This is a genomic window from Mesorhizobium sp. M0808 (assembly GCF_040320025.1).
Taxonomy (GTDB): Bacteria; Pseudomonadota; Alphaproteobacteria; order Rhizobiales; family Rhizobiaceae; genus Mesorhizobium.
Genome location: NZ_JAMYOX010000012.1, coordinates 1 through 25,310 on the forward strand (window position 1 = coordinate 1; position 25,310 = coordinate 25,310).

Sequence of the window (25,310 nt, forward strand, 5' to 3'; positions counted from 1 at the left end):
CTGGTGCTTGAGGCAGGTGGTGGCGTTGAGCAGCCGGGCAACCTCGTCGCGGCTCAGTACCACCGGCAGCTTGCGCGGGTGCGCCAGACGAACGAGCTTGCGCGCCAGATCGGGACGATCGACCGTGTGCGTGAAGAAGAAGCGCAGCGCCGACACGATCCTGTTCATCGTCGGCACGGGAACACCGTCGTCCTGCTGCTCGATCTGGAACCGGCGCAGGTCGTCGGTGGTCGCTGTGTCTGGTGAACGCCCAAGGAACGTCGCCAGGCGTCCGATATCGCGGAGATAGTTGCGCTGTGTCTGCCGTGAGAAACGCCGCAAGTTCATAGGGTCGATCAGCCGCTGGCGCAGCGGGCTGATAGGTGCATCGAGAATGGGAGGGTGCATGGTCAGGCTCGTTGTTGAAAAGCCCGTGATGCTCTGCCGCTGCCGAACCATCCTCAATGCGAGCGCGACGTCCGGTTCATGATCTCTACCTCACCCCATGCGCCCCTCCCGCGCAGCGGGTTCGTTCCCCGGCCCCACACCGGTCGTTGCGTTGCTCCGGCTTAGTGGACGATTCTGGCGCTACAGCCATCTTCGCCAAGCGATACGGATACGAGCTACATCTTCACACCAACCCCACCCTGAAATCCTGCAGAACCTGAGCCAGACCCTGCGCGCCGAGAAGTGTCAAAACGCGCGTCGGCTGAAGCTTCAGTATCGCCCGGTCGTAGATGGCGAGATTGGTCGCCCCGTTCAGGCGCGAGGGGTAAATGACCCCGTCAGGCTCAGATGGGTGCTCGTGAAATGCTAGCGACCACCGGCGTGCCAGGTTCTGGCGCTGTGCCCGAACGACATCCGTCGGCACACCCATCCGAACGGCATTGTCGCCTCTGAGATCGACCAGGCGTAGGTCTGTCGTGGTCGCGATGTCCGCATAGCGCCGTCGGGTCAGCTCCACCTCCTCTATTGGAAGATCGTCAAGGATTCCTTCGCGGCGGTCGCGGAGCACGGTCTCGAGGAAGCACACCTTCAGGGAGTCACCGAGGTACACAACGCCAAACCGGTTGGCGTCAAGACGGCGTCGAGGATCGCTGAACCGGCTCGGCGACTTCCCGTACCCCAATGGATCAGGATAGATGCTCCAGTAGATCCGACCGAACGTCCGACCCCGCGGTATGGTCTCGATTTCGAGCTTTGTGCGCCCGAAATCCGACGGAGGTGGAACGCCGGGCATTCAGTCGAAATCGCCCCTGGCCTTGCCTTCCGCCGCGACCAACACCGAGGCGTCATCGCCTTGCTGTAGGGCTCGAAGGCCCGTCCGCCCATCGAGGGCGCCATGGCGCGACACCAGAAACCGATAAACCGCCCAGGCGCTGTTGCCGAGCGTCTCATGGAGCGCCGGCAATGTCCCGAACGGCCGGCCGTCCTTGTCGAGTTGCCACACAGGAAAGCGGAAGCCGCGCTTGGCGCCATCGATCCCGAGTACCTGACCGCTCTGCCGCTTGGCATTGACCGTCACCCGCGACATGCCGAGCAGTTTGGCGAAGGCTTCCGCGCTCAGCATGTCATCGCCGGCGACAATTTCGGCGACGCGCTTGCGGCCACGTTCGCGCGCCGCGGCAACAGCCGCCTCGAGTTCGGCATCCGGCTTGCCCGTGTCCTCCACGGGAAACACATCCGCAGCGATCGGTTGCTCCTCGACCGGCGTGATCGTCTGCGCATCAGCCGTTGGATCGACCTCTACCCGGAACGAGACCCGATGGCCGATCTTGCGGCTGCGTGCGATCGCTTCCTGATAGCGTTCGAGCAACACCTTCTTGAAGTCTGCCTGTGCCGGCAGCTTCGTTGTGAAGCTCAGGGCGGCGACTCCCGTATGGGATGCGGTCCCGCTATGATTGCTGCGTTTTGGAGCGGCCATGATGACAACCTCTTGCTGTCACCAATATGGTTACAGAGCGCAAGTTCGTCAAGTTCGATAATTTCGTAAAGTTAGTAGCGAATGGCTGCGGACTAAACAATTCCCCAGGCCCGAAACCTTCCCCTCCCCGTCATCTCACGCAGGCCAAGCTCGCCGACCAGATTGAGCGCTCCCTGTTTTGTCACTTTTAGCCGCTCCTGGATCATGCCAGCCGAGACGAGTGGCCGCGACAGCACGAGTTCGACCAGGTCGGACAGTTTGGAGCTGGCGCGCCGTTGTTTGACTCGCCGCTCCATCTGGCTTTTTGCCAGCACCAGCCGATCGTGTTCCTTCAGGCCAGCCACTGCTGCGTCGTGAATGGCATCGAGCAAGGCGAGCAGCCGATCGCCGCGATTGCGCGCCCGCCTCCGCTCGCGCGGAATGTTTTTCGCGCCGAGATGAATGCAAGCGAGATGGTGGGCGGCGAGTCCTTCCTGTCGCAGCAGTGCAGCCACGAGCAGCGGCCCGAGCCACGTGGCATGCTGCAGCACCTCGATGTCGGACCAGGCTTCGAGCAGGATCGCCGCGCGCAGGACGACTGGTTGCCCCCGCGTTTCCGCGAGCACAGCGTGCCATTCGGCCAGCCGTTCTTCCTCATTCCAGTCGGGATCGTAAATCAGGTCCGGCCGGTCGTCCGGGCGCGCCGCTTTCGCCGGCACGTCGGCGCCGCTCAGAATCTTCGACGAGCGCGCCAGGACAGCATCGATCTCGGCAAATTCTTCCGCCACCAGATCGGCCTCAGCGTCATCGCGATCGTCGTCTTCCACAGAGGCAGTTCCAGCCCCCTCCCCGTCCCGGCTTTTCGGCCCCGATGCCGGCATCGCGCCGCCGCGACCGGTCAGCGCCAAAAAACCTTCCCGGCCGAGCGCCCAGTCCGGCTTTTGCGACAAAATTCGACGGCGGGTTCGCAGCACCGCATGCGCCCGGGTGAGTTCGTGGGTCGGTGTGCGGATGTCCATATGGGCGTCGTGCAGGACGAGGTCCTCGAGGTGGACGAGCTCGCCCTCGAGCCACAGCGCGGAAGCCGCGTCGGCAAAGTTTTGGCGCTCGACAAAGCCGTCGCGGATCGGCGAACGGGCCAGCCGCTCGTCAAGACGCGCCGAAACCTCGGTTGCGCGGGAAACCGGCCCTAAGAGGGTTTTCAGGGACAAATCGCCGATGTCGTAAGTCATTGTTTTCATGATGCCTGATTCGCGTTAGTCAAGCTATCCGGCTGTTAGGTTGACTTGCAGGGGATTTTCCCTGGCGTCGTTCTCACTATCGATAATGACCTGTTATCGATAGTGATGGCTTTGGCGGCGCAAAGGCGCTAGATTCGGCGCCAAGCACGGCCGCAACGGCCCAGAAACGCCCGGAAGGTTCCCTCGATGCCAGAAGCGCCCCCTACCCGCGCCGGCGGCCGCCAAAGCACCGAACTCGTGGCGCGGCGCGCCGAAGCCCTCGACGCGCTCGATTCCGTGCTGCCTTTCGACCGCCGCGATTTTCTCGCCGGCCTTTTAACCGATGACGACGTCGCAACCCTGCGCCATCTCGCCAGAGAAGGCATCGGTGCAAATTCTCTGCGGGCACTCGCCTCCGACCTCGGCTACCTCGAGGCGTGGTCTTTTGCCGCGACCGGACAGCCGCTGCCCTGGCCGGCGCCAGAAGCACTGCTGATCAAATTCGTTGCGCACCATCTGTGGGATTTTGCGAAACGCGAAACCGATCCGGCGCACGGCATGCCCGGGGACGTAACAGCCGCGCTGAGGGCGCAAGGACTGTTGCGCAGCGACGGCCCGCATGCGCCGGCGACCGTGCGCCGGCGCCTATCGAGCTGGTCGACCTTGACCAAATGGCGCGGTTTGCATGGAAAGTTCAACGCACCGGGTCTGCAGAGCGCGATAAACTTGGCGGTGCGCGCCAGCGCCCGCCCGCGCGGCCGCAAGAGCAAGAAAGCGGTGACCGCCGACATTTTGACCGCCCTCCTGAAAGCCTGTGCCGGCGACCGTCTCGTCAACCTCCGCGACCGCGCCGTTCTCATCACCGCCTTCGCCTCCGGCGGCCGCCGTCGCAGCGAGATTGCCTCGCTCAGGACCGAGCAGATCATCGAAGAAGACCCGGTGCCGGCCGATCCCAAAGCTCCCGACGGCGACAAACTGCCGTGCCTGTCGATCCGGCTCGGCCGGACCAAGACGACACAGGCCGACAGCGCCGCTTTCGTGCTGCTGGTTGGCCGGCCGGTGACGGTGCTGCGAGCGTGGCTGGAGCGTGCCGAAATATCGGAGGGCGCCGTTTTCCGCGGCATCGACCGCTGGGGCAATCTCGAAAAACGCGCCCTGACGCCGCAGGCCGTCAATCTGATCCTGAAGCGCCGCATCGCCGAGGCCGGCCTCGATCCGGCAGTATTCTCCGCCCACGGCCTGCGCTCCGGCTATCTCACCGAAACAGCCCGTCGCGGCATTCCGCTGCAGGAAGCCATGCAGCAGTCGCAGCATCGCTCGGTGCAACAGGCCTCGAACTACTACAACGACGCAGAACGGACGCTTGGGCGCGCGGCGCGGGTTCTTGCCTGACCAGGGGCATGAGATGCTCTTGGTCCTAGGCTAGAGCGGTTAGTTTTTGATAGAAGCGCCGAGCCGCTCTATCTCTTTGTTTTGACGCAATTCCGAACGGAAAACCGTTCCACACGTTCCCTGGAATTGCTCTTGGGCCAAGCGGAGCAGGAAAAACATGACCCTGACCAATCGAGACATTGTCGAGCTGACGGCATGGCGCCGCAGGCTGCACCAGCATCCGGAAATCTCGAATGAGGAAGAGAAAACCGCGAGCGAGGTTGTCGACTTCCTCGCCGACACAGCGCCGGACAAGGTGCTGACCGGATTGGGCGGCCACGGTGTGGCGGCGGTATATGAAAGCGGCAAAGCCGGTCCGACAGTCCTGTTCCGGTCGGAACTCGATGCGCTTCCGATTTATGAGCTTTCAGGCGTTTCTCATTCGTCGCTCGTACCGGGAAAGTCGCATATGTGCGGCCATGACGGACATACCGCGATCCTCGCCGCACTTGGCCGCCAGTTCGGGCGCGAAAGACCTGCCCGCGGCCGCGTCGTGCTGATGTTCCAGCCGGCGGAAGAGACCGGCAATGGCGCGGCCGGCGTCGTCGCCGATCCGCGCTTTTCCGAGATCGCGCCGGATTTGGCCTTCTCGCTGCACAATATGCCCGGTGTGCCGTTCGGTGAGGTGCGTATCAAACCCGGCGTGGTCAACTGTGCTTCACGCGGCATGCGAATATTGCTGGAGGGCAAGACCGCGCATTCGTCGATGCCCGAAACGGGTGTCTCGCCAATGATGGCGGTCAGCCAGCTGATGCCGGCACTGCCCGCGCTCGGGCGCGGAACCTTCGCTGACGACGATTTCAGTATGGTGACCGTCACCCATGCCCTGATGGGCGAAGCTGTGTTCGGCATTGCGCCGGGAAATGCTGAAGTGTGGGCGACGCTGCGCACAAGGCGCGATGAGCGCATGGCGGACCTGTGCGCCGCCGCGGAAGCGCTGGTGGAAAAGATGGCTGGAGGGCATCGTCTTTCGGCCCGCTACGACTATCACGAGATCTTCGTTGCCAGCGTCAACGCCCCGGATGCCGTGGAACATCTGCAGCGAGCGCTCGACGAGGAAGGCGTGCCACGCACAGAGGAAGCCCTGCCGATGCGCGCTTCGGAAGATTTCGGCCTATTCGGCCATAGCGCGGCGTCCGCCATGTTCTTCCTCGGCGCCGGCGAGCGGTACCCTGCGCTGCACAACCCCGACTATGACTTTCCAGACGACCTGATCCCGATCGGATCCAGAATATTCATGCGCACGGCTCGCAACCTTCTGGGGTGATTGGCTCCCGGGCTGGCCGCGCGCAAAAGCTCGGTCTCAGCCGGGATATTAATGACGTCGCCGGTTCGTGAATGACTGGGGCGTCCACTCCCACGACCGCAGCACTCGGCATCCTCCCTTACCTCAACGATCGTTCGTTCGTCTGAGTTCGTTTCTGCGAGTGCGCCAGTCTGCCCAATCAACCGGCTCGGAGTTGACGACCCTTAAATCGGCTGGAGTAAACCGCTCTGTGAAGAGCACCAGGTTCTGACATGGCCAGCGTGCACTCGGCGCCAAGATGCCGTCGAAGCCGAGAAAGGCGGCCGCATCCCCGATCTCCTGCGTTCGTTCGTAGCTCAGCGATCCATAGGTTTCGGGCGAGACTCCGAGAGCTTCCAATGCAGCAAGATCGGCTATCCTCAGCGTTCGTTGGGTGCGGACCAAAATCCGGTGGAGAACCGACCGAATTTTTGAGGGAAAGACAGGTTGCCGACTGAGGTGGAAGTGGATCTCCTCTAGGGCGCCTTCGCGCTCGAGCGAGGTGTAAAGGACATCGAAGGTGCCCGGATCCCATCGAGCGCGAGACGGATAGCCCTGTAGAGGCTCCCGCTCTTCCCGCACAATACGCCACACTTCACCTTCAAACGAAACGCCGGCATGAGCGTCGAGCGCGTCGAGCAGATCCGGATCGCGCGCTCGCCGCTCCACCCGAAACTCTCAGACGTATGCGCCGGCGTCGAGCCGCTCAATTACAGCCAGAACTTCCTGCGTCCGGTCCGCATTGATGAGATCGATGGCACGCTCATTGTTGAGGAGCGGATGACGCGAATGCAGCCAAAGCCGCGTTTCGTCGGCTGTGTAAAAATCCGACAGGCGCTCGACGACGTAGCGCAGATCCGCGATGACCGTCTGGGTCCGCAGATTTGGGGAACCGTTACCATGAGACCACCGCGATACGGTCGCCGTCGACACGTCAACGATGTTGGCTATGTCCTTGCCCTGAAGTCCACCGCGTGAGCGCAGATCATCCAGAATTCTCACCACCGCTGTGCTCATGACATTATCCTACCTGCTCGAAGCAGCTCTGGGCGCCGTCGCCTGCCGGCGCGGCGGAACCAGTGAACCTGATTGGCCCGGAACTAAACGACATTCTTGCTCATCGGGCAATTAACTCCACCCCGATAATTACAGATTGATTTCACGAATGTCAATCTGTGGAACCATTTCGTAACCGTCGGAGTTCGCCGGTCGTCGCCGCCGATCGCACCAAACGCAACGCCCAAATCACCTCCGCTTGCCGTGGGGACACTCGCAACTGGAAACGATGGCGGGCGTTTCTGTGACACGGGCTATAACGCTATCCGTGGCAGCGAGCCTGGTTGAGAAAGCCCAACCGTCATGAAGCCAATGACCGAACAGCATCTCGCGGTGCTACGCAGGCACATGGTTGAGTTGATTGCAATCTATACCGACCTTGCAAGCGAAGAACTCGGCAAGGCGGCGCTCGATGAGCGGGTGATGGCAGCGATGCGGCGAGTGCCGCGGCATCTCTTCGTGCCAGCCTCGGTTGCACCTTATGCCTACCAGGACATGCCGCTGCCGATCGGCTTCGATAAAACCGTCTCGCAGCCATTCATCGTCGCTCTCATGACAGATCTCCTTGCTCCCCAACCGCACGAGGCGGTGCTCGAGATCGGCACTGGCCTGGGCTATCAAACCGCAATTCTCGCGGAACTCGCCGGGCAGGTTTGGAGCGTCGAAATCATCGAGGAATTCGCAAGCCATGCCGAGGCTCTGCTGCAGGGCCTCGGCTTATCCAATGTCGGCATTCGTGTCGGAGACGGGTCTCGCGGCTGGCCAGAGCACGCCCCATACGACAAGATCCTCGTCACAGCAGCGGCTGAGCGGACACCGCCGGCTTTACTGAAGCAGCTTAAGCCGGGGGGACGCCTGGTTCTGCCTTTGGGACCTGAAGAAACACAGTTTCTGACTGTCGTCGACAAGGATGCGGCAGGGCAGCTCGAGACGCGGCAGCTTATCCCAGTTAGGTTCAGCCGGCTCGAAACGGGCTAATGAAAGGTGCAGACCGCCGCGGCCGGTGGTTACCATCGTCACACTAGCCCAGTTACCCGGCCATCCTGGTCAGTGACCCATTAGCTTTCAAAGCAGCCATCAGCATCGGCCCGACCGAAAACTGCCCTGCCCTCGCCTTCTCGGTGAGCGCCCGCAGATAGCCGCCGGCTGAATCGATGTGCTGCGCCCGGTGCAGAATGCACGCAATCACGACTGCTGCGATCTCCTGACCCATGACATGGCAGGCATCCTCATACGCCGACGGCGAAACGCCCAGATATCCCCGCACCTGGGCGGCGGTTATCATGAAGTCGCGCCAATTGCCGATCCCGTCGACGGCGTAATCCCCAATTTCCGGGCAGGCCTTCAGCACCATCCCTAGCGGGTAGGTTTTTGGGGGCTCTGCGGTCCTCGTTAGTGGCTCGGCCGCCGCCCCGCTTTTCTCTAAAGCAGGTTCAAATTCAAAAGTAGAGTCGGTATTTGAATTAGATTGCTGCCGCTCGCTTTGGGACTCATTGCCGCTAGGATTTGTGGATTCCATATGAATTTCCAGCAGCTTATCCACGTCGTCATGCAACGCTGCCAGATCGGCCACGATAGGTTCGAGGTCGGCAATGTTGGCTCGGCGCGGAATTGTCTCCACAACGGCGCGGAAGCGCCTCCACAGGCCTCCCCAGTCGCCCGGCACGTCTTCCTCGACGGCCGCCTCGATCAGCTTGTGGATGTCACGGCGGTGCAAGGTGATCCGCTCGCGCATCAGCCTGAGCGCCCTGTTGTCGGCGCGAACACGCTCGGCCGCCGCCTCGAACTCTTGAGCGCGGGCCAGCAGCGGCGCCAGGGAAAAGCCGAACGCTTCCTCGATCTCCCCTCCCCTGCCCTTCCGCGCGTAACGCTTGCCGTTCGGGCTGTCCCGACGGATGACTAGACCGCAATTCACCAGTTCCGCCAGGTTCCTCCTCAATGTGGAATCGGGCATGCCGTGCGCCCTAAGCGACAGCTGTGCGTTCGAGGGAAACACGATGAGGCCGTTTTCTTCACTCAGCTCACTGTCAGGATAGAATGATAGCAATGCATTCAGGACGGCCAGGGCGCGATCGCCGGTGCCGATGATGCTCTTGCCCTCGCAGAGGTTGCGGTAGACCTGCCATTTGTCGGCGACCCTGCCCTTGGGGATCTCCCGTGACTCGTTTTGCGCTGCCAGCATGGCAAGCGACATCGGCCGCCGCCCAAAGGGCGTCGTTGCAATACCCGTCTCCATTTCTTCCTTCGCCTTCAATTAGGCAAAAGAAATCCGTCCGCCGAATCGACGCTTAAAACTCTTGACACTGATTCGCGGAAATGAGATTCTCGGCTTGCTAAAGATCGAGAAGGGCTTCCACGGTTCGCCGTCGGGGGCCTTTTTCTTTTGCGGTTCAGTCTCCTGTTGCTGTCCTCTCCGACTTCCTGAACGCCTCATAAAGGTCGCCTAGATTGTCGGAAATCCACGTTCCAAAGCGGCCGCCATCTGTCTCCTTCACGGCGATCGTGACGGCCTTGCCTGCCTTCTTGACACTGACGCTAACTGATTTGTCCTCAGGAGCCCAAGATTGTGCCTCGGGCTTCACACTGGCCTTGCGAACGGGCTTTCCCTTGGCATTCAGGGCCGCAAACAACCTTTCGAAGCGTTCGTTGCTTTCCAACTTACCGAATTCGGGTGACGACTGGATTTCATCAACCATGTCGGATTTCCTGCCGACAAGCAGGGACAGTTCGACCCACCGCTCGCGACCGACAGACGCAGCTGATCCAATCTTGCCGATGACAGATGCCGGGATCCTTGTGACAACTGACACCATCTTCGAGACAGCAGCGGCGTTCGAGGCCAATGCCGACGAGATGACATCTCTGTCGTATCCCAAGTCTTCAAGGCGCTTTGCGAACATCGCCTTCTCGATGAAACTGAGATTTGCCCGAGCAGAATTCTCCTGACCCTGGGCAATGACATGAGTCTTGTCGTCGATCTCCTTGACGACCGCCCTCACCTTCCGCCCCAGTTCGCCAGCAACTCGGACGCGGCGATGGCCGAAAACGATCATGAAGCGGCCGTCGATACCGGGATGCGGACGAACAAGTATGGGAGAATCCTGACCCCTCTCCCGGATCGCTTCCAGCAGTTCTTGATACTGCTCCTTGTCGTCGCCCATGCGGTCGGAAACGAACGAGCCGTCGATGGCGTTTGGATCGAGTTCGACCACATGCTCGCCTTCAAGATACGCATCCGCTTGCTTTGCCAACTCGTTGACTGAGCGGATCATGGATTTCGAAGCGCCGCGGATCGGATATGCCGCCGTGGAGGTAGACGACACCTGGTCGTCGGTCTCCGTTTCTGAGAGGCCTGCAAGAAGGTTCTTACGTGCCATATTTGTCTACCTCCAGACAGCGCCTAGTCCATTGAATGCATTCGAAAAAGGTCCGAATTTGTCAGCGGACAAAGTCAGCGCCCCCATGCTTTATGAATCAAGTCGGCGACTTCACCGTTTACGACTTCCAGCGCATCCATTGCCCGCTCGTATGTGGAACGGGTCATCGCATTCTTCTCAACTTCGTAGAGGGTCTGCTTGGTAATCCCCGCATCGGAAATCGCCGTTGATTTCAGCATCTGGTTCTTGAGAATGAATTCGCCAAACAGCGTATGCAGGAACGCCACCATCTGCGCTTGCGGCTGATCCGTGGGTTCGAATCGAGTAACAAGATAGCGATACCACTCCAGGTTCACCTCGGCACCCGCCGCCCTGATCGGCTCGAGGATGTTTCCGAGCATCAGCAGAAACTGGCCCATGCTCATCACATCGAGCATCTGCGGATGGATCGTGATCAACACGGACGTCGCCGCGGTCAGTGCGGTGATCGTCAGATACCCGAGCTGCGGGGGACAATCGATAATTACGACATCGTAGCGATCGTCGACCTCCGTCAATGCCGTCGAGATGCGCGTGAAGAACGCCCTGCCCACATTCGAAGACCTGTCGGTCATTGCAAGAGGCGTGTCGTATTCGAATTCCTGCAGCTCTAGGTTCGCAGGGACGATATCGAGGCCCGGGAAATTCGTTGGCTTGATGATTTCCGAGAGAGGCACCTTCTGGTCGTCATATCGAATCGAGTCGTAAAGCGATTTCGTCTGGTCGAGTTCAGGCTGGAACCCATGCAATGAGGAGAGCGACGCCTGCGGGTCGAGATCGACAGCTAGGACACGGTGCCCGGTCAGCGCAAGATATTGGGCGAGGTGGGCAGCGGTGGTGGTCTTACCGCTGCCGCCCTTGAAATTGACCACAGCTAGGATCTGAAGCTTCTCGCCCGGCCGCCGATGGGGAACATACATTCGGGCGTCGGATCGCCCGTACTGGTCGAGATACTGGCGCAGCTCAAGCATCTGTTCAGCAGTATACGACCGCCTGCCCGACGTTGAGGTTTCAGGCACCGGGCCTTTGCCTTCCAGATGCAGTTTCTTCAGATGGCTTTGGGAGACCCCAAGATATGTGGCAACCTCGGCCAGCGAGAACGAGCGAAGATTCTTCTTTGCATGGGGAGGGAAGCGCTGCATCGAGAGTAGGTGCAGCTTCTTCGATATCTGGTCGCCTTGCTCGAGAATGCTTTTCTCGAACAGCAACGGGATTTTCGTGGGAACGGGCGAACTCACGTTCATTCGATCGACACTCTCTAAAAACGATTTTTGGCGCAAAGACGCCAAGCAAGCGTCATTATGTCCGATTCGCTCGATCCGGCAAGAAATTTTAAGTTAACAAAAGGTTAACGGCCTCGCGGCAGCGGAATCACGTGATCCGATTCATGCAATTGAATAAGCTACACAATTTGCCGATTTTGTCAGCGGACAAATTTCCTGCTTTCTGCAGCCGTCAGTCAGTCTCCGCAAGTATATCGCCGATCATCATACCGTGCGGGAAGCCGACACGAGTGCTGCGCAGCCTTCCACTTAGGGGAAGAGGAGTTCACGTGAAAGTTTATGCCAAGAAGACCCACCGAACCTTTCGGACCCTGGGCAGGGCAGGGGGGGGCGGCGCCTTGTCGATCACCCCCATCCGGGAATGTTGTCCTGCAATGACGATTGCAGCATGTCCGTTTTTTGTCGAAAACAAGCCCGCGCCTCGGGCGGAGAGCGCGGGCCGATCGGGTTGGGCCCGATTTGTGGCGGGCAAGCGGGGGCGGGCCGCTGCTCACAGATAATTATTAGTATGCGCTAATATTATGCTGTCAAGTTCGGCAACTTCTCCGGGGACGGGGATCAATTAACGGAGCCGAGGGCGCCATTCGCGCCCGGTTCCCAACTGATCCGAGGCGGTGACGTATTTGTTGGCACATGCGCTTCGCATCGTAATAAGAAGGGCCGCCGGCCCGGAGCCTGCTCGCGATGCGCATTATTGCATTGTGGTTCGGGCCTCAACGCCCGCTGCATACGCCAAATCAGTCGGTACAGGGCGCCAATTGCGACGAGCCCTGCACCTCAGGCTGGCTTACCTGCAACTGCTGAGCGTGCATCCAGTCGGCAGCGGCCTGCGCCTTCGCAGCGGCCGTGATGATAGCCCTCTTGTCATTCTTCAGGACGGCGAGCCAGCTCGCCAGATAGGCAGCTGTGTTGTCGCGCGGATCATGCGCCACGCCCAGGTCGGCACACAGGAACGATGCCGCGAGCTCCGCGACGAGCTCCTCGACGGCATAGCCTTCACTGCCGAACCTGCCCGTCAGATCGCGGTCCAGGCGATGCTTTGCGCCGGACCAATGCGAAACCTCGTGTAGCAAAGTTGAGTAAAGGTGGATCTCGCTGTCGAAACGCCCGCGGTCAGGCATGAGGATGTCGTCGATGCTCGGCCGGTAGCAGGCTTTGGTGCCACCGTAGCTGACGCTTGCGCCGATGTTCTGGACGAAGCTCTCGACGGTCTGGATGTGGGGAACCGGATTGCCCGGGAGCTCCTCGGCCGGCCTGAAGAACCGATCCGGCATGTTCTCGATCTGCTCAATATTGAAGACGGTGTAGCCCTTCAGATATGGAATCGCGCGGTCTTCGTCGTCGTCGTGATCCTTCGGCGTGAACGTGCCGTACTTGACGACGAGCGTGCCTTTTTCGCCCTTGCGGACCTGACCGCCGAAGTCCTGCGCCTGTCTGTAGGTCATCCAGGTGTTTTCCTCGTAGCCGAACGTCTGGCCCGCGACCCACAGCATGATGACGTTGATGCCGCGATAGGCTTCTCCGGTCACGCGACGCGGAATGATCGAGCTTCGGCGGGCATTGCCGCGCCATGGGCGGATCCAGGGTTTGGTGCCGGCTTCAAGCTGCTCGACAATAGTATCCGTGATGCGCTGGTAGGTGTCCTTAATGCTCGTCATGGCCGTCTCCATCCGTTGGTTGACGGCAAAGACCGGAGATAGCCGAACGAGCCTATGCACCCCAAGGGGCCGCAACGGAGAGGAGGACCGCGACAGCGGTTGCATGGGGGAGGGGCTATCGTAGCTTGTCCGTCAAATCACCCCAACGGATGGAGTCGGCCGGCTGCATCGAACGCGCCGGCCGATCAACTACGGTCGCTGAGCAGCTTGCCGCCTGCGGACGCTGTCACCGTTCGCGGTCATCGCTATCGCGCTCACGCGCTCGCTGCGCCGCGATATCGGTCTCGATAGCCTCCAGCTCACCGAACGGCGTGTCTTGCCGGGGCGCTTCAGCCCGTTCGGCTTGCGCGGGCGCCTCGAAAGACTGCGGCTCACGCCCGAGGCGGGAAAAGTCTGATCGTGCGGTGAAGGTGAATTCAGTTTCGTCGTCCGGCAGCCGTTCGGGCAGGTCCGCGCGATCGACGGCGACAATCCGCTCGTCTGTGACAATGCTGGCGACACGGTTATCATGCCCGAGCACCTGGCCAGTGACTTCTTCGCCCGGGCGGGCTGTGCGGACGTTGTGTTCAAACGGTACCTCGCCGCGCGCCTCGAGGTCGGACAACGCGGCGCGAAGGGCTTCGCGGCGGTTCGGGTCTACCGCGTCCTCGAGCACATGTTTCATGGCCGCACTTGACGGGTCGTTCGTGGTTTCGATCGATGCCTCCGTCATGCGCGGTTTGGTGATGACCGTAAACTCGACCTCATGGCCGTAGTGACGGCCAAGCTCAGCAATGAAAGCCTCCTGGGTGCGTCCGTTGCCCTCACGAAAGGGATGCACATAATTGAGCTCGGCCATGACCTGGCCCCCACGCTCGGCGAACTGCTCTGGAGTCGAGCCGCGCAAGACATCCGGATCACGGATAGGCTTCAACGCCTCGTCGAGCCCCATCTCGATGCGGGAGCCATGCAGGAATGCGGTGCCGCCTTTGGAGAGGCCACCGATCGGCTCCACACGCTGCCCGTCCACGATCGGGCTTTCGTTGCGCGTGTGTCCGGCCCATTCGTAGACGTCCTGAAAGATGTGGCCGTGAAATGCCTTAATATGCGCCTTGTCGAATTTTCCTCGCGGGCCGTCGCCTTCGGCAATCTCCGCCATGCGGAAAGCCGTAGAGCGGTACTCCTCGATGCGCAGCTCGGAATGAGTCTCGATACCGAACTTGTTGCGCAACACGTCGGTACGATCGGGATCGTCCGACGTGTTCGGATAGAAATAGGAACCTTGGGCAGGGCTGTCGGACATCGGCGGGGTCAACAAAAAACCGCCTGCGTAGGGCAGGCGGCCTTTCGCCTTTTGATAGCTGGTATTTCGATTACGCCCGTTTCGGCGGCCGCACGACCCTCAGGCGATATTCCTCGCGGGTGATGTCGCCGGCGACGTAGGCCGCCGTCGCTTCCTCCAGCACCGGATCGTGGGTGTAGCCCTGCCGGATATTGGCCGCACGGGCCTGCTCCGTTGCCTTTCGGCGCCGGGCGACGGCTTCCGGCGAGCGGTCCGGACGGGTCGAATGAATGTTCATCAACAAATCTCCAATAGCGCTAAACACTAGCAGAAAAACCGCTGAAAATCGAGCGGTTTGCGGCATGTATCCGGCTTGTGAAATGATGCGCCCGGCTCGAGGCCGGGCGCTTCGCGTCAATCAGTCGCGGGGTTCCCATTCGATGATCGCCTGCAGCGTGGGATCGTCCTGGCCGGGGAAGCGGCCGAGATTGGCGTTGAAGCCGAGGCGCTTAATCGAAAGCGTGTAGTAGGGCTTCTTCGCCTCACTGGTCTTCTTCCAGATGCCGCCGACCTCGATGTCATAGCCGCGCGGGGACTTGGCATAGACGCGGTGCGTCGGGGCTTTCTCGTTGCTCGAGTCGAACGGGACAACGTGGATGTCCAGGTCGCGATCGATAGTGGAGATAAGGCCGTTGCCCTTGGCGGCGTCCAGGTTGTCGGTGTCGAACTGGATGAAGTTGGTGGTGGTCATGTCAGTCACTCCTCTTTGGTGGTTGCAATGATCGTTCACGGGCACGGCGGAAAGCGGTGCGCACCGGAGGCCGAAGTGAGAGCGGAGGAAGCCGAGGCCGGAAAAATTTGGTGCGCGAGGAAGCCGCAGGCGGGGAAATTTTTGCGGGCGCGGCTTTGCGCAAACCGCGTCGGCGTGCGAACGAGCGTCAAAAGCAACCGCCTTAGAGGGGTGAGGTATGAACATCATTGGCTATCTGTCTCCGGATCGATGACGGCCTGAAGCGGCAAGAAGTGACCTCATTTTATTCACAATTTCCGTCACGGCAACGGGTTCTCGCCATTCAGAGCAAGAAACGAGAAGCAAATTGCTTCAGCGCTTCTACCACTTCATAGCATCGATTTGGGTATGCCAGGTCAAGGCGCCGGAGACTTTTTGGCGCGCCGGTAGAGATGCGGACTTTCGATCTCGGCCGACCAGAGCCCAAGCCTTCTGTTTCGGGCGCTGTTCTCGGCCTCGCCATACTCGACCAGGTTGATGGCATGGGACGACGGCAGATATCGAAGCATGGATTCGGCAAGCCCGGCGCGGACCATCGCCAGTCCGATATCGGTTTCCTTGTAGAAGCAGTGCCCCACCAGGCGGCGATACTGATCGCGGTCGATGATCCGGCAACTGACGTGTTTCCCATTGATCATTCGCCGAAGAAAGGCCCGGCCTTCAATGCCACATTGCCAGACCTTGCCATTGCGAAGGCCTGTCTGGCCGAGCTCGCAAGCGTCGATCGCCGCGATCCGGATGCGCTGCTGGCGCACGCTGATCGTGTCTCCGTCGATCACGCGGGCCGTGCCAGACCAGGTGGTCGGATCGGCATCGACCGCGCCGACGCTGATGCAAACAAAGACCGCGAGAAAATAGCGCAGGAGGTGCATCAATTCACTGTCTCCATGAGATTGCGGGCCGCAAGCCCAAACACTGACGGGGCAAGATGAAGCTCACCGGCGGCTGCGCGGTCTGTCATGGCACGCAAATAGCCGCCCGGCGAGGTAACTTCCTGCCGGTCGAACTTCTGCAGGGTCACCGCGATCGCTACGGCCGCCTGCTGCTCGCCCATCTGGTCGATCGCGCGGCGGCGTGCATCGTCGGAAATTCCAGCAATTCGGCACATTTGGGGCACGATTCGCGCCAGTTCGGTCCACGTACCGGGCAGGGCAAAGCCGTAGGTGTCTAGCGCCGGTATCGCCCGCACCACGTCCTGCAAGGCCACAAACGCCCCTGGTGGGTGCTTCGGTTGGTTGACTTGGCGCGAGCCGCCCCCCAGGCTTGCTTCACAAGCCCCTTGGCTGGCAGAGCCAGCCTCTAGCAAACTGAGTTGTTCGGCGTGAGCCGAACGCCGATTCTCGTTACTGTTCACAATAGGGTCAGGGTTTGTAATCTGTCTGTGCATGTCGATTTCGGCATTCGCGCATGCCGAATTTTCTGTCACCAACGCGGATTCCGAACGACGGCAGAGCTGCAGGGCTCGTTCGATGAGACACTCGAACAACGCCGTAGCGCGGCCCAAAACTGCGCTCGACGCCTTTGCGGGAATACCGACAACCGCAACGACCCGCTCAAGTCGCGCCTCAAGCCGTGATCGGGCGCGCTCTGAAAGGCTGATGGCGGTTGCCAATGTGTACCGGAGATTGCGCAGCGCCCCGCGATAGCGGCGAAGTGCTGCGCTTGCGGCTGCTTTCTCGGCTTTCGCCCGCCGCACCAGCCCATCGAGCTCGCGGTAACGAACAATCAGAATGCGCATATCGATGCCGCAACCACCGACAATCAGACCGTCGGCGTTGCGGTGCGGATAGCGCTTGTAATTGCCGCTGTCCTGCATGGTGACGAGCCCGGCGTCGAAGAGGTTCGACAGCATGCGACTGACCCGTCCGACCGAGCGATTGATCTCGAAGGCGAGCTGCTGGTTGGACTTGAAGATGATCGGCCGCCCGTCTTTGTCAAAGGCCTCAGGCGACGCCGTGTTGACCAACGTGACCAGAAGATGGCTTTCGCTCGCGTTAATTAAGCCCGTGCAGGGCAGGTTGTGCGCGAGCACGGCAAGCTGCCCGCGTGTCACTGATCCCATCTCGGCTGACTCTGACAGCCGCCGGTATTCGGTGCGTTGTGGCGTCACTCTGCGACCGATCGGCCGCTTCAGTGGCACAGCTTCTCCCATTCTCGTCTCCTTTTTGTTGGAGACCAGGCAAAGCAATCCCGTTCACCGAAACGGTGCTTTTCAGGTTGACAGAGGAAGGGAGGTTTGCGACAAAGATGTTGGCTAAATTGATTATTCGCAAACCGCTTCCGGGATTCGTTTCGGGGCGGTTTTCTTTTTCTGGTCGGTTCGTCTTCTCCGTCGTAGGCACTAGTTCGCGCGACTCGGAATCATCATTCCGGGTGATTTGTAGAACCATAACTCGAATATCCACTTTGGCGCAACAATTGCGCTACCACCGGTAGCAAACAAAACCACTCTCCTAAGGTTTCCAGGCACTTCATAGCTCGACACTCTCCGGTTCGCGCTTTATCTGCTATACCTTCTCGGATATACGAACGGCAGCAAAACCGGCCTGGTTCTAAGCCGGTTTTTTTGCGGACGGGAGGGGGAGTTTGAGGGGAGGGGAACCGGGCCTCCGCTCAATGCGGATAGGGGCCGTTCGATCCGGCCCCGATCGCATCAGCGGCCGTCGATGAATGTTCCCGGAAGGCCGAAGGCTTCAAGCGCCACGGTAAGCGCGTGCTGAATGTCTGCCCAACTCGACATGTGCGGGTTCTCGACATAGGCATTGATGAGCTTGCAGCAGGCAGGCGCGGTAAACCGACGGGCCGGAGAAAGCGCGACCGATATGGGGGCATGGCAGGCTGCGCTCGCCGACGTGTTACTCGTTGGGATGATTGCCGCACTCATCGCCAAATTCGGTTCGATGGCACGGTCCTGGTCATGACGGTGGCCATGTCACACATCGCCTGCAAGGCCTCGACGCGCCTAGCCAGCAGCGGCGACGGCGAAAAGCACCGTGTGCAGGACGCTAACGATCTATCATTGCAGCCTCCGCACCAAGCGCCTGGAACGGCCGTAAAAATGTGAAGTCTCAGCGCCTGGCTGCAAGCCATGCGGCTTACGCAATTCCTCGCGACCCGAGCAGTGTCTTCGTAGGCCGCTGCATTCACTGCCTGCGATCATTTCAGTGTCGTGTTTATCGGGATCCCGGCTCGCTGGACAGAGAAACCTCTCTGACCACGCCTCTCAAGGAATCATCAATGTGCGAAAGGACGCCCACATCGTAACCTCGCTCGCCGGGCAACCCCATGGATACCTACCAAGCCGCCATTGGGATCAGGGTTTTCTCGCCCGGACGGCCGGTGAAAATGAGGAATCTTTCATGGATGGCACCCTGCTTCGCGTTCGCCGAATTATTTGCTGTCGTGTCCACGACGTCAAAGGGGGCCGAGCATCCCCTTGTGCCAACAGAACTCCATCGGACCCGGTCCCGGTGGATGGCCCTACCGCGAGGCTGCGGTTCCTAGCGCGAGCTGCTGTCCACTCTCGGACGCTCGGACGAAGCATGTGCTTCTTCCCACTTGACGGGTGCCTGCAAGGACGTTCCCTCCATCTCATCGCTAGCGACGTGGCCTGATGAACAGGCTGTGGAGGCGCATTCCGGTCGGCACGTCGGGAACCGGCGGGCAGCCGCTGCCTCCACAGTCCGGGGAGCCAAAGACGGGCCGCCCGGGAAGGGTAGGCCTTCTGGGGATCAGAGCGACAGGGAGCTTAGACACCAAGCCCAAATGTTGCTTTCCGAAACTCGCTCTTCCCCGTCCAGCGATTTCCCGCGACGGGCGCTGATCTGCGTCGGCAGATCGCTTCTGCCTGTGCTCGAAGCGGGTTTTCCTTACATCCCAATGGCTCATACAAAGGTATCGCCGACACCATCGTGCAATAGATTTGCCTCGGCTAACGGTCGATGTGTAACTCGCATCCAAACGGATCAATTAGGCCGAGGAGCATATCATGTCAGCATTACCGATCTCGCCCACACGGCGCGAACTACTTGCCGCCACAGCCGCTGTGGGCGCTCTCAGCCTGCTCCCGGGAACGTTGCGGGCGGCGGGTGCTAGCGGCTCCATCCGTCCATTCACTGTCGACATCCCGCAGGAGGAGATCACCAAGCTTCGCCAGCGCATCGCCGCGACGCGGTGGCCTGATCGCGAAACGGTTGCCGATTCATCGCAAGGAGTCCAGCTCGGTACTATTCAGAAGCTCGCGCGCTATTGGGCGACAGATTACAACTGGCGCAACGGTGAGGCCAAGCTCAACGCCTACCCGCAATTCATAACCGAGATCGACGGGCTGGACATCCATTTCATTCACGTCCGTTCGAAACATGAAAACGCCTTGCCGCTGATCGTCACGCACGGATGGCCCGGCTCGGTCTTCGAGCAACTGAAGATCATCGATCCCCTGACAAATCCCACGGCACATGGCGCGAGCGCATCGGATGCTTTCGACGTAGTGATCCCATCGATGCCGGGATACGGGTTTTCAGGCAAGCCGACCACGACCGGCTGGGGCCCCGAGCGCATGGGCCGGGCCTGGGCAGAACTGATGAAGCGCCTCGGCTACACCCGCTATGTCGCCCAAGGCGGCGACTGGGGCGCGTTTGTCGTCGACCAGATGGGCTTGCAGGCGCCTGCGGGATTGCTCGGCATCCACACCAACATGCCTGCCACCGTTCCAGACGAGATTGACAAGGCGGCTCAGGCCGGCGGCCCGCCGCCGTCTAGTCTTTCGACTGACGAAAAGCGCGCGTACGAGCAGCTGGTCGCGACATTCAAGCAGGTCGCCTATGCACGGATGATGGCGTCGCGCCCGCAAACTTTGTATAGCATTGCAGATTCACCCGTGGGCCTAGCGGCCTGGCTTCTTGATCACAATGATGCTGGTGGCCAGCCGGCTGCAGCGATCGCCTCGGCTCTGGAACGGACCACGAGCGCGACTGGCGAACTTACCCGGGACGAGATCCTCGATAACATCACGCTCTATTGGGTGACAAATACGGGCGTCTCTGCGTCGCGACTCTATTGGGAGTACAAGGGTGGCTTTTTCAACGCCAAGGGCGTTTCCATCCCGGTGGCCGTAACCGTCTTTCCTGGCGAGCAATACCAAGCCCCAAGGAGTTGGACTGAACGGGCGTATTCCAAGCTGATCTATTACAACAAGGTCGACAAAGGGGGCCACTTCGCGGCCTGGGAGCAGCCGCTGCTCTTTTCCACCGAGCTTAGAGCAGGGTTCCGGCCGCTGCGCCAAGAGATCTGAAGCGAGCGGGCTGCTTGCCGCCCCGCTCTCCTCCCGAGGCGCGGACCGGGTCGTTTGAGCCCGGTCCGCCGCGCTACGACCGACACACCGAGGATGTCATGTCAGCAATATCACTAACGCCCGCACGGCGCGAACTGATCGCCGCGACGGCTGCCACAGGAGCCATCGGGCTGCTTGCCGGAGCATTGCGGGCGGCGGGCGCTGGCGATTCCATCCGCCCATTCACCATCAAAATCCCGCAGAATGAAATCGCCGAGCTTCGTCAGCGCATCGCCGCGACTCGGTGGCCGGACCAAGAGACGGTCAATGACCGGTCGCAGGGCATACAGCTTGCAAGACTGCAGGAGATCGTCCGCTACTGGGGAACCGAGTACGACTGGCGCAAGGGAGAGGCCAAGCTGAATGCTCTTCCGCAGTTTATGACCGAGATCGACGGGCTCGACATCCACTTCATTCACGTTCGGTCGAAGCATCCCGAGGCCCTGCCGCTAATCATGACGCATGGCTGGCCTGGCTCCGTTTTCGAGTTGCTCAAGACCGTCGGCCCGCTCACTGATCCTTTGGCTCATGGCGGAAGCCCAGAGGATGCTTTCGACCTGGTTCTGCCCTCAATGCCGGGCTACGGCTTATCCGGCAAGCCAAATGGCACGGGCTGGGCGCCCGACCGCATCGCTCGCGCCTGGGCCGAACTCATGAAGCGTCTAGGCTACGAGCGCTACGTCGCCCAGGGCGGCGACTGGGGCGCTCCCGTTTCGAGCGCGATGGCGCGCCAGGCGCCGAGGGGACTGCTCGGAATCCACATCAACTTGCCGGCGACGATACCGGCCGAAGTAGCCGCAGTGCTCGCCGCCGGCGGGCCTGCACCGGCGGGCCTCGTCGAGAAGGAACGCGCAGCGTTCAGGTCGCTCGATACGTTCTACAAAAAGTACAGGGCCTACGCGGCGTTGATGGGCACGCGACCGCAAACGATCGGCTACGCGTTGACGGATTCTCCAGCCGGGCTTGCGGCCTGGATGTACGACTATAATAACGGTGAGCCCGAGCGCTGGCTTAGCAAAGACGAGATGCTGGACGACGTAACGTTATACTGGCTCACGAACAGCGCGACGTCATCAGCCCGGTTGTACTGGGAGACCATGGGCCAGAGCGTCCTTCTCGCGACGGCGCAGAGGACCGCCGAGATCTCACTCCCCGTGGCGATCACGGTATTTCCGGAGGAGGTCTATGCAGCGCCCGAGACATGGGCCCGGCGCGCCTATCGCAACCTGATCTACTTCAACGAGGTGAGCAAGGGCGGGCACTTCGCCGCCTGGGAAGAGCCAAAGCTCTTCTCAGCCGAACTGCGCACCGCTTTCAGATCACTTCGGCCGGCACAATGATCGCCAGCTCAAAGCGAGGAAAAAGGAAGGTCCACATGGAAACGGCTCGAATGATGGTGGCAGCCGTGCTGATCGTCGGGACCGGTTTGACACTGGCCGTCGCGCAGCCCGAGGAGGCCCGACTGGGTGGAGTCCAGCGCATCGACCTCCTGCGGAACGATCTCAGCATCTCTGGACGCGAAGTTATCCAGGTGCTCGTCCAGTTTGCCCCCGGAGTGGTAGCCCCTAGGCATTCGCATCCCGGCGAAGAAATCGTCTATGTCGTCGAAGGTTCGCTGGAGTATGCGCTCGAGAGCAAGCCGCCGGTGACGCTCGAAGCCGGCGACGTGCTATTTATCCCCAACGGAACGACCCATGCGGTCAAGAACGTCGGCAGCGGCAACGCGGCCGAACTCGCCACTTATATCGTCGAAAAGAACAAGCCACTCGTGGTGATCAAGTGAACGCGACGCTGTGGCTCGACGCCGATCAGCAGGCGCAAGCACGGCAACATTGCTGAGGATTCAGGAGGCTTCAAATGAATATAAAAAGTTCTTGGCAGCTGCGGCACTGCTTTGCGGTGTTGTCGCTGTCACCTTCGTCGGCGCCCAGTCACAGCCGGAGATAGTAGCCACGACAACGGCGGCACAGAGCATGTTGCTCGTGGCGGTTAACGACTATCGACGAGGCTGGAATTCTGCTCGGCTCCTTCACTTGCCGACGCGCCGGAGAAAGGCGCAAAGCAGTTGCATGTCGTGTATACACAGCCCGAAGCGTGGAGGGCTACTTCGAGACCGGCACATTCCAGGACGGCACCGTCTTGGTCAAGACGTCTTTGGCACGACCACCGAGGACTTGACGACCGGCACGCTATGCCGACACGCAAATCGGGCGTTTCGTCGACCCATCCGACAAGCATGCCAACGGATCCCCGCTGGGGCGAAGGCTGGGGATGGCCGGGGATGGGCTTTCTATGAGGGAACCGAGACACGGAAGACAGTCGCGACCGACTACCGCGTAGATTGTCTTGCATGTCACGAGCCGGCACGAAGCCAGAATCTCATCTACCCGCAAGTCTATCCCGTCCTGAAGCGTTAGGCACGTCCGGCAATGGATGACGACGCGATCAGGGTCTCCGCCACGAAGGATGTCAACATCGGCAAGCCGGAGGCCATCGCCGGACGTAAAGAGCTTGAGCGGCGGAGAGCATGGACGGTCGTGCCCGGTCTCCCGCGCCGGTCCCCGGTATGTGCGGGCGGTCAGCACGCGGTGCCAAGTCGAGGCGCCGATCACGCCAATGCTCGCTAGGCTGGCCGCGCCGAACAGGCGCGCAATGTTCGTTGCTGCGGCGAGGTAGCGCCGAGGGCGCTTTCGCCGGTCGACAGGGCGTCCCAGCGCGCTACCGGGATCGCCGGTGTGGCGTAACGAGACACTCTCAAGAAATCTAGATCAAGGAGATAGACATGAGTACCGCTACAGTCCGAAAGGACGCTGCAATCGAGACCTCGAAAGCACAGTTGGTTGATATGAAGCTCGAGGTCGTCGTCCCTGTTTCGGACGTCGATCGCCCCAAACATTTTTAGGGGAACTTGGGCTGGAGACTCGATGCCGATTTCGTCGTCGGCGACACGTTCCGGGTCGTGCAGTTCACTCCTCCAGGGTCGTCGAGCTCCATCCACTTCGACAGGGGATCACATCAGCCGAGCCCGGTTCGGCAAGCGGAACGTATCTCGTTGTCTCAAACATCGAGGCAGCGCGTGCAGAGATTATCGGACGCGGCGTCGACGTGAGCGAAGTGTTTCACCGTGCAGGCCCAGGAAAGCCGCCAGTCAGGCCGGATCCGTAGCGGCGCAGTTACTTTACTTAGGCCACTTTCAGCGATCCGGACGGAAACACCTGATTGTTACAAGAAATAACTGTACGATTCCTCGGGAGTGTGGAGTCTGACCAGACGACCATTCACCTCGTCGATCGAGCTCGCCGCCGCGCTCCGACGCGCGTCGGCCTCCCACCGCGAGCACGAGGCGCGGACAGGCGGCCAGCGTGATAAGAACTGGCCCGACTGGTACGCCGCATGCATTGGAGGAGCAGGATGGCAAGCCGCTGCCGCTCTAACGAGCAGCCTCGTCATCACGCGAGGCTCGCAATCGCCTTCTGAGATCCATCGAAGTCTTTGTATTCGACCTCGACCGCGAGCCTCGGCGCAACGGTCCGCCTGGACATGGCTAGACACGTAGTTACCCACTGGGCGTAGGCTTCAATGAAACTGGCAAGAAATTTGCGGGTCCCCTCATCTGCCAGCGCGCCACTCTGATCGAAAAATTCGCTTGCGCCGCCCAAATAGGCTTCAGGTTGCTGCATGACCAGCACGTTGAGGAAGACGAACATCTGGCGGAGATGGTGATTGGCGCCAAACCCGCCGATAGCGCCCGGTGAAACTGTAATCACTCCTCCCGGTTTTCCGTTCCACACGTTTGCGCCATATGGACGTGAGCCCACGTCAATTGCGTTCTTGAGCCCCGCAGGAACGGACCGGTTGTACTCCGGCGTCACGAACAGAATGGCGTCTGACGCATTGATGTGTTCGCGAAACTCCTGCCACTCCCGCGGCGCATTCTCCTCGAGGTCTTCATTGTAGAGCGGCAGATCACCGATCTCGACTATCTCCAGGCCGAGGTCTTTGGGTCCCGTGCGGGTAAGCAACTCAGCTACCTTCCGATTGAGCGACTTGGCCCGAAGGCTTCCTACCAGAACAGCGACCTTAGGCATGGTAAATATCCTTCTCAGTAGCAACTTGCATGGAAGAAGACTGCGAGCGCGGCTGCAGCGGCACCATACATGGTTCGCCATGTGGGGGATCGAATATTGCCGCCATCACGACCTCCTGTGTCACGTGTGGATGAGCTAAACAGATCGATCGCCAGTGGGTGAAAATCTATTGTACGATGGTGTCGCCAATACTTTTGGATAAGGCTGGTTCGGTGAGCAGGCGATGCCGCTGATGAAGATAGATACCAGTCGCAATACGACAGCATGGGCCTGGGCACATCGACGCTCGCATGCGCAAAGATCGCGTAACCGCGATGTGGAACGCGACAGTGGCTGACTTACAGTTGCGCTCTCCACGTTCGGGCTAAACGGTTGTACTCGAATCTCTTGATTTGCTGATCCGCTTTCGCAGGCTATTAGCCAACGCTGGCCAACTCGCTCACTGCATCATCTAGATCGCGAAAATGAACGGGGTTGCACCACCACAGCTTCACGCAGTTGATGCCGCCCTTAGCGACGCGAACTGATGCCAAAGTATTGGCGACACCATCGTACAATAGATTTGCCTCCACATTCGCATGAATCTGTACACGGCATCGACCATGCAG

General features: G+C 60.4%; 23 protein-coding genes and 1 pseudogene. 7 read left to right on the forward strand and 17 right to left on the reverse strand.

Translation table 11 applies throughout. The features are described 5' to 3' along the window. The 4 genes from NKI25_RS15925 to NKI25_RS15940 all read right to left on the reverse strand — a co-directional run. A partial coding sequence (locus tag NKI25_RS15925) for a phage integrase N-terminal SAM-like domain-containing protein (protein ID WP_352998661.1) occupies nucleotides 1-387 on the reverse strand: 387 nt, incomplete at its 3' end. Nucleotides 388-610: 223 nt separating this feature from the next. After that, nucleotides 611-1,219, reverse strand: a complete 609-nt coding sequence (locus NKI25_RS15930) for an RES family NAD+ phosphorylase (protein WP_352998662.1) — start codon at nucleotides 1,217-1,219, stop codon at nucleotides 611-613. Then, entirely contained in the window at nucleotides 1,220-1,903 is a 684-nt protein-coding gene (locus tag NKI25_RS15935; RefSeq protein ID WP_352998663.1) for an XRE family transcriptional regulator, read from the reverse strand. 92 nt (nucleotides 1,904-1,995) lie between these two features. Beyond that, nucleotides 1,996-3,123 carry an RHE_PE00001 family protein gene (locus NKI25_RS15940; protein ID WP_352830368.1) on the reverse strand — a complete coding sequence of 376 codons (1,128 nt, stop codon included), beginning with the start codon at nucleotides 3,121-3,123 and terminating at the stop codon, nucleotides 1,996-1,998. Between the two features lie 186 nt (nucleotides 3,124-3,309). On the opposite strand from NKI25_RS15940, the gene NKI25_RS15945 reads away from it, so the two are divergent. Then, nucleotides 3,310-4,494, forward strand: a complete 1,185-nt coding sequence (locus NKI25_RS15945) for a site-specific integrase (protein WP_352785439.1) — start codon at nucleotides 3,310-3,312, stop codon at nucleotides 4,492-4,494. Between the two features lie 157 nt (nucleotides 4,495-4,651). Then, a complete protein-coding gene (locus NKI25_RS15950; RefSeq protein ID WP_352998664.1) occupies nucleotides 4,652-5,800 on the forward strand; it encodes an amidohydrolase in 1,149 nt (382 codons plus the stop codon). 123 nt (nucleotides 5,801-5,923) lie between these two features. Here NKI25_RS15950 and NKI25_RS15955 read toward each other — a convergent pair whose 3' ends face one another. Further along, the gene (locus NKI25_RS15955) at nucleotides 5,924-6,487 is read right to left on the reverse strand and encodes an RES family NAD+ phosphorylase (protein WP_352785432.1); all 564 of its coding nucleotides are present in this window, start codon (nucleotides 6,485-6,487) and stop codon (nucleotides 5,924-5,926) included. A gap of 9 nt (nucleotides 6,488-6,496) precedes the next feature. Beyond that, on the reverse strand, nucleotides 6,497-6,835 hold the full coding sequence (locus NKI25_RS15960) for a hypothetical protein (RefSeq protein WP_352785429.1): 339 nt from the start codon (nucleotides 6,833-6,835) through the stop codon (nucleotides 6,497-6,499). A gap of 342 nt (nucleotides 6,836-7,177) precedes the next feature. On the opposite strand from NKI25_RS15960, the gene NKI25_RS15965 reads away from it, so the two are divergent. Continuing rightward, a complete protein-coding gene (locus tag NKI25_RS15965) occupies nucleotides 7,178-7,852 on the forward strand; it encodes a protein-L-isoaspartate(D-aspartate) O-methyltransferase (protein WP_352998665.1) in 675 nt (224 codons plus the stop codon). A gap of 52 nt (nucleotides 7,853-7,904) precedes the next feature. Here NKI25_RS15965 and repC (NKI25_RS15970) read toward each other — a convergent pair whose 3' ends face one another. The 10 genes from repC (NKI25_RS15970) to NKI25_RS16015 all read right to left on the reverse strand — a co-directional run bounded on the left by repC (NKI25_RS15970) (nucleotide 7,905) and on the right by NKI25_RS16015 (nucleotide 18,166). After that, on the reverse strand, nucleotides 7,905-9,110 hold the full coding sequence (gene repC / locus NKI25_RS15970; RefSeq protein WP_352998666.1) for a plasmid replication protein RepC: 1,206 nt from the start codon (nucleotides 9,108-9,110) through the stop codon (nucleotides 7,905-7,907). 154 nt (nucleotides 9,111-9,264) lie between these two features. Then, entirely contained in the window at nucleotides 9,265-10,251 is a 987-nt protein-coding gene (repB, locus tag NKI25_RS15975; protein WP_352998667.1) for a plasmid partitioning protein RepB, read from the reverse strand. A gap of 74 nt (nucleotides 10,252-10,325) precedes the next feature. Beyond that, nucleotides 10,326-11,534 (reverse strand): plasmid partitioning protein RepA, encoded by a 1,209-nt coding sequence (gene repA / locus NKI25_RS15980; protein ID WP_352785417.1) that lies wholly within the window; start codon nucleotides 11,532-11,534, stop codon nucleotides 10,326-10,328. 776 nt (nucleotides 11,535-12,310) lie between these two features. Then, nucleotides 12,311-13,231 (reverse strand): ArdC family protein, encoded by a 921-nt coding sequence (locus NKI25_RS15985; RefSeq protein ID WP_352998751.1) that lies wholly within the window; start codon nucleotides 13,229-13,231, stop codon nucleotides 12,311-12,313. Nucleotides 13,232-13,457: 226 nt separating this feature from the next. Beyond that, nucleotides 13,458-14,513, reverse strand: coding sequence for a Fic/DOC family protein (locus tag NKI25_RS15990; protein WP_352998752.1), 1,056 nt, complete (start codon nucleotides 14,511-14,513; stop codon nucleotides 13,458-13,460). Between the two features lie 70 nt (nucleotides 14,514-14,583). Then, entirely contained in the window at nucleotides 14,584-14,790 is a 207-nt protein-coding gene (locus NKI25_RS15995; RefSeq protein ID WP_352787459.1) for an antitoxin VbhA family protein, read from the reverse strand. Nucleotides 14,791-14,910: 120 nt separating this feature from the next. After that, the gene (locus NKI25_RS16000; protein ID WP_352787462.1) at nucleotides 14,911-15,243 is read right to left on the reverse strand and encodes a DUF736 family protein; all 333 of its coding nucleotides are present in this window, start codon (nucleotides 15,241-15,243) and stop codon (nucleotides 14,911-14,913) included. Nucleotides 15,244-15,638: 395 nt separating this feature from the next. Continuing rightward, entirely contained in the window at nucleotides 15,639-16,154 is a 516-nt protein-coding gene (locus tag NKI25_RS16005; protein WP_352998753.1) for a thermonuclease family protein, read from the reverse strand. Next, entirely contained in the window at nucleotides 16,154-17,434 is a 1,281-nt protein-coding gene (repC, locus tag NKI25_RS16010) for a plasmid replication protein RepC (RefSeq protein WP_352998668.1), read from the reverse strand. Before repC (NKI25_RS16010) ends, NKI25_RS16005 begins: the two co-directional genes overlap by 1 nt. A 501-nt stretch (nucleotides 17,435-17,935) precedes the next feature. Continuing rightward, nucleotides 17,936-18,166: a hypothetical protein gene (locus NKI25_RS16015; RefSeq protein WP_352998669.1), complete on the reverse strand. Its 231-nt coding sequence runs from the start codon at nucleotides 18,164-18,166 to the stop codon at nucleotides 17,936-17,938. Nucleotides 18,167-19,270: 1,104 nt separating this feature from the next. Here NKI25_RS16015 and NKI25_RS16020 point away from each other — a divergent pair. From NKI25_RS16020 to NKI25_RS16035, 4 genes and pseudogenes are all read left to right on the forward strand, one after another. After that, on the forward strand, nucleotides 19,271-20,575 hold the full coding sequence (locus NKI25_RS16020; protein WP_352998670.1) for an epoxide hydrolase family protein: 1,305 nt from the start codon (nucleotides 19,271-19,273) through the stop codon (nucleotides 20,573-20,575). Between the two features lie 98 nt (nucleotides 20,576-20,673). Next, nucleotides 20,674-21,954 (forward strand): epoxide hydrolase family protein, encoded by a 1,281-nt coding sequence (locus NKI25_RS16025; RefSeq protein WP_352998671.1) that lies wholly within the window; start codon nucleotides 20,674-20,676, stop codon nucleotides 21,952-21,954. A 35-nt stretch (nucleotides 21,955-21,989) separates the two neighbouring features. After that, a complete protein-coding gene (locus NKI25_RS16030; protein ID WP_352998672.1) occupies nucleotides 21,990-22,397 on the forward strand; it encodes a cupin domain-containing protein in 408 nt (135 codons plus the stop codon). 999 nt (nucleotides 22,398-23,396) lie between these two features. Then, nucleotides 23,397-24,048, forward strand: a pseudogene (locus NKI25_RS16035) (VOC family protein). A 15-nt stretch (nucleotides 24,049-24,063) separates the two neighbouring features. Here NKI25_RS16035 and NKI25_RS16040 read toward each other — a convergent pair. Next, nucleotides 24,064-24,702, reverse strand: coding sequence for an NADPH-dependent FMN reductase (locus NKI25_RS16040; protein ID WP_352998673.1), 639 nt, complete (start codon nucleotides 24,700-24,702; stop codon nucleotides 24,064-24,066). Nucleotides 24,703-25,310 lie beyond the last annotated feature (608 nt).

Coding starts and splice junctions, on each gene's coding strand:
- NKI25_RS16040 (WP_352998673.1), bottom strand. CDS start 24,702: ATGCCTAAGGTCGCTGTTCTGGTAGGAAGCCTTCGGGCCAAGTCGCTC.
- NKI25_RS15960 (WP_352785429.1), bottom strand. CDS start 6,835: ATGAGCACAGCGGTGGTGAGAATTCTGGATGATCTGCGCTCACGCGGT.
- NKI25_RS15945 (WP_352785439.1), top strand. CDS start 3,310: ATGCCAGAAGCGCCCCCTACCCGCGCCGGCGGCCGCCAAAGCACCGAA.
- NKI25_RS15995 (WP_352787459.1), bottom strand. CDS start 14,790: ATGAACATTCATTCGACCCGTCCGGACCGCTCGCCGGAAGCCGTCGCC.
- NKI25_RS15985 (WP_352998751.1), bottom strand. CDS start 13,231: ATGACGAGCATTAAGGACACCTACCAGCGCATCACGGATACTATTGTC.
- NKI25_RS16015 (WP_352998669.1), bottom strand. CDS start 18,166: ATGAGTGCGGCAATCATCCCAACGAGTAACACGTCGGCGAGCGCAGCC.
- repB (WP_352998667.1), bottom strand. CDS start 10,251: ATGGCACGTAAGAACCTTCTTGCAGGCCTCTCAGAAACGGAGACCGAC.
- NKI25_RS15965 (WP_352998665.1), top strand. CDS start 7,178: ATGAAGCCAATGACCGAACAGCATCTCGCGGTGCTACGCAGGCACATG.
- repC (WP_352998668.1), bottom strand. CDS start 17,434: ATGGGAGAAGCTGTGCCACTGAAGCGGCCGATCGGTCGCAGAGTGACG.
- repC (WP_352998666.1), bottom strand. CDS start 9,110: ATGGAGACGGGTATTGCAACGACGCCCTTTGGGCGGCGGCCGATGTCG.
- NKI25_RS15990 (WP_352998752.1), bottom strand. CDS start 14,513: ATGTCCGACAGCCCTGCCCAAGGTTCCTATTTCTATCCGAACACGTCG.
- NKI25_RS16030 (WP_352998672.1), top strand. CDS start 21,990: ATGGAAACGGCTCGAATGATGGTGGCAGCCGTGCTGATCGTCGGGACC.
- NKI25_RS15935 (WP_352998663.1), bottom strand. CDS start 1,903: ATGGCCGCTCCAAAACGCAGCAATCATAGCGGGACCGCATCCCATACG.
- NKI25_RS15950 (WP_352998664.1), top strand. CDS start 4,652: ATGACCCTGACCAATCGAGACATTGTCGAGCTGACGGCATGGCGCCGC.
- repA (WP_352785417.1), bottom strand. CDS start 11,534: ATGAACGTGAGTTCGCCCGTTCCCACGAAAATCCCGTTGCTGTTCGAG.
- NKI25_RS15930 (WP_352998662.1), bottom strand. CDS start 1,219: ATGCCCGGCGTTCCACCTCCGTCGGATTTCGGGCGCACAAAGCTCGAA.
- NKI25_RS16020 (WP_352998670.1), top strand. CDS start 19,271: ATGTCAGCATTACCGATCTCGCCCACACGGCGCGAACTACTTGCCGCC.
- NKI25_RS16000 (WP_352787462.1), bottom strand. CDS start 15,243: ATGACCACCACCAACTTCATCCAGTTCGACACCGACAACCTGGACGCC.
- NKI25_RS16005 (WP_352998753.1), bottom strand. CDS start 16,154: ATGCACCTCCTGCGCTATTTTCTCGCGGTCTTTGTTTGCATCAGCGTC.
- NKI25_RS15940 (WP_352830368.1), bottom strand. CDS start 3,123: ATGAAAACAATGACTTACGACATCGGCGATTTGTCCCTGAAAACCCTC.
- NKI25_RS16025 (WP_352998671.1), top strand. CDS start 20,674: ATGTCAGCAATATCACTAACGCCCGCACGGCGCGAACTGATCGCCGCG.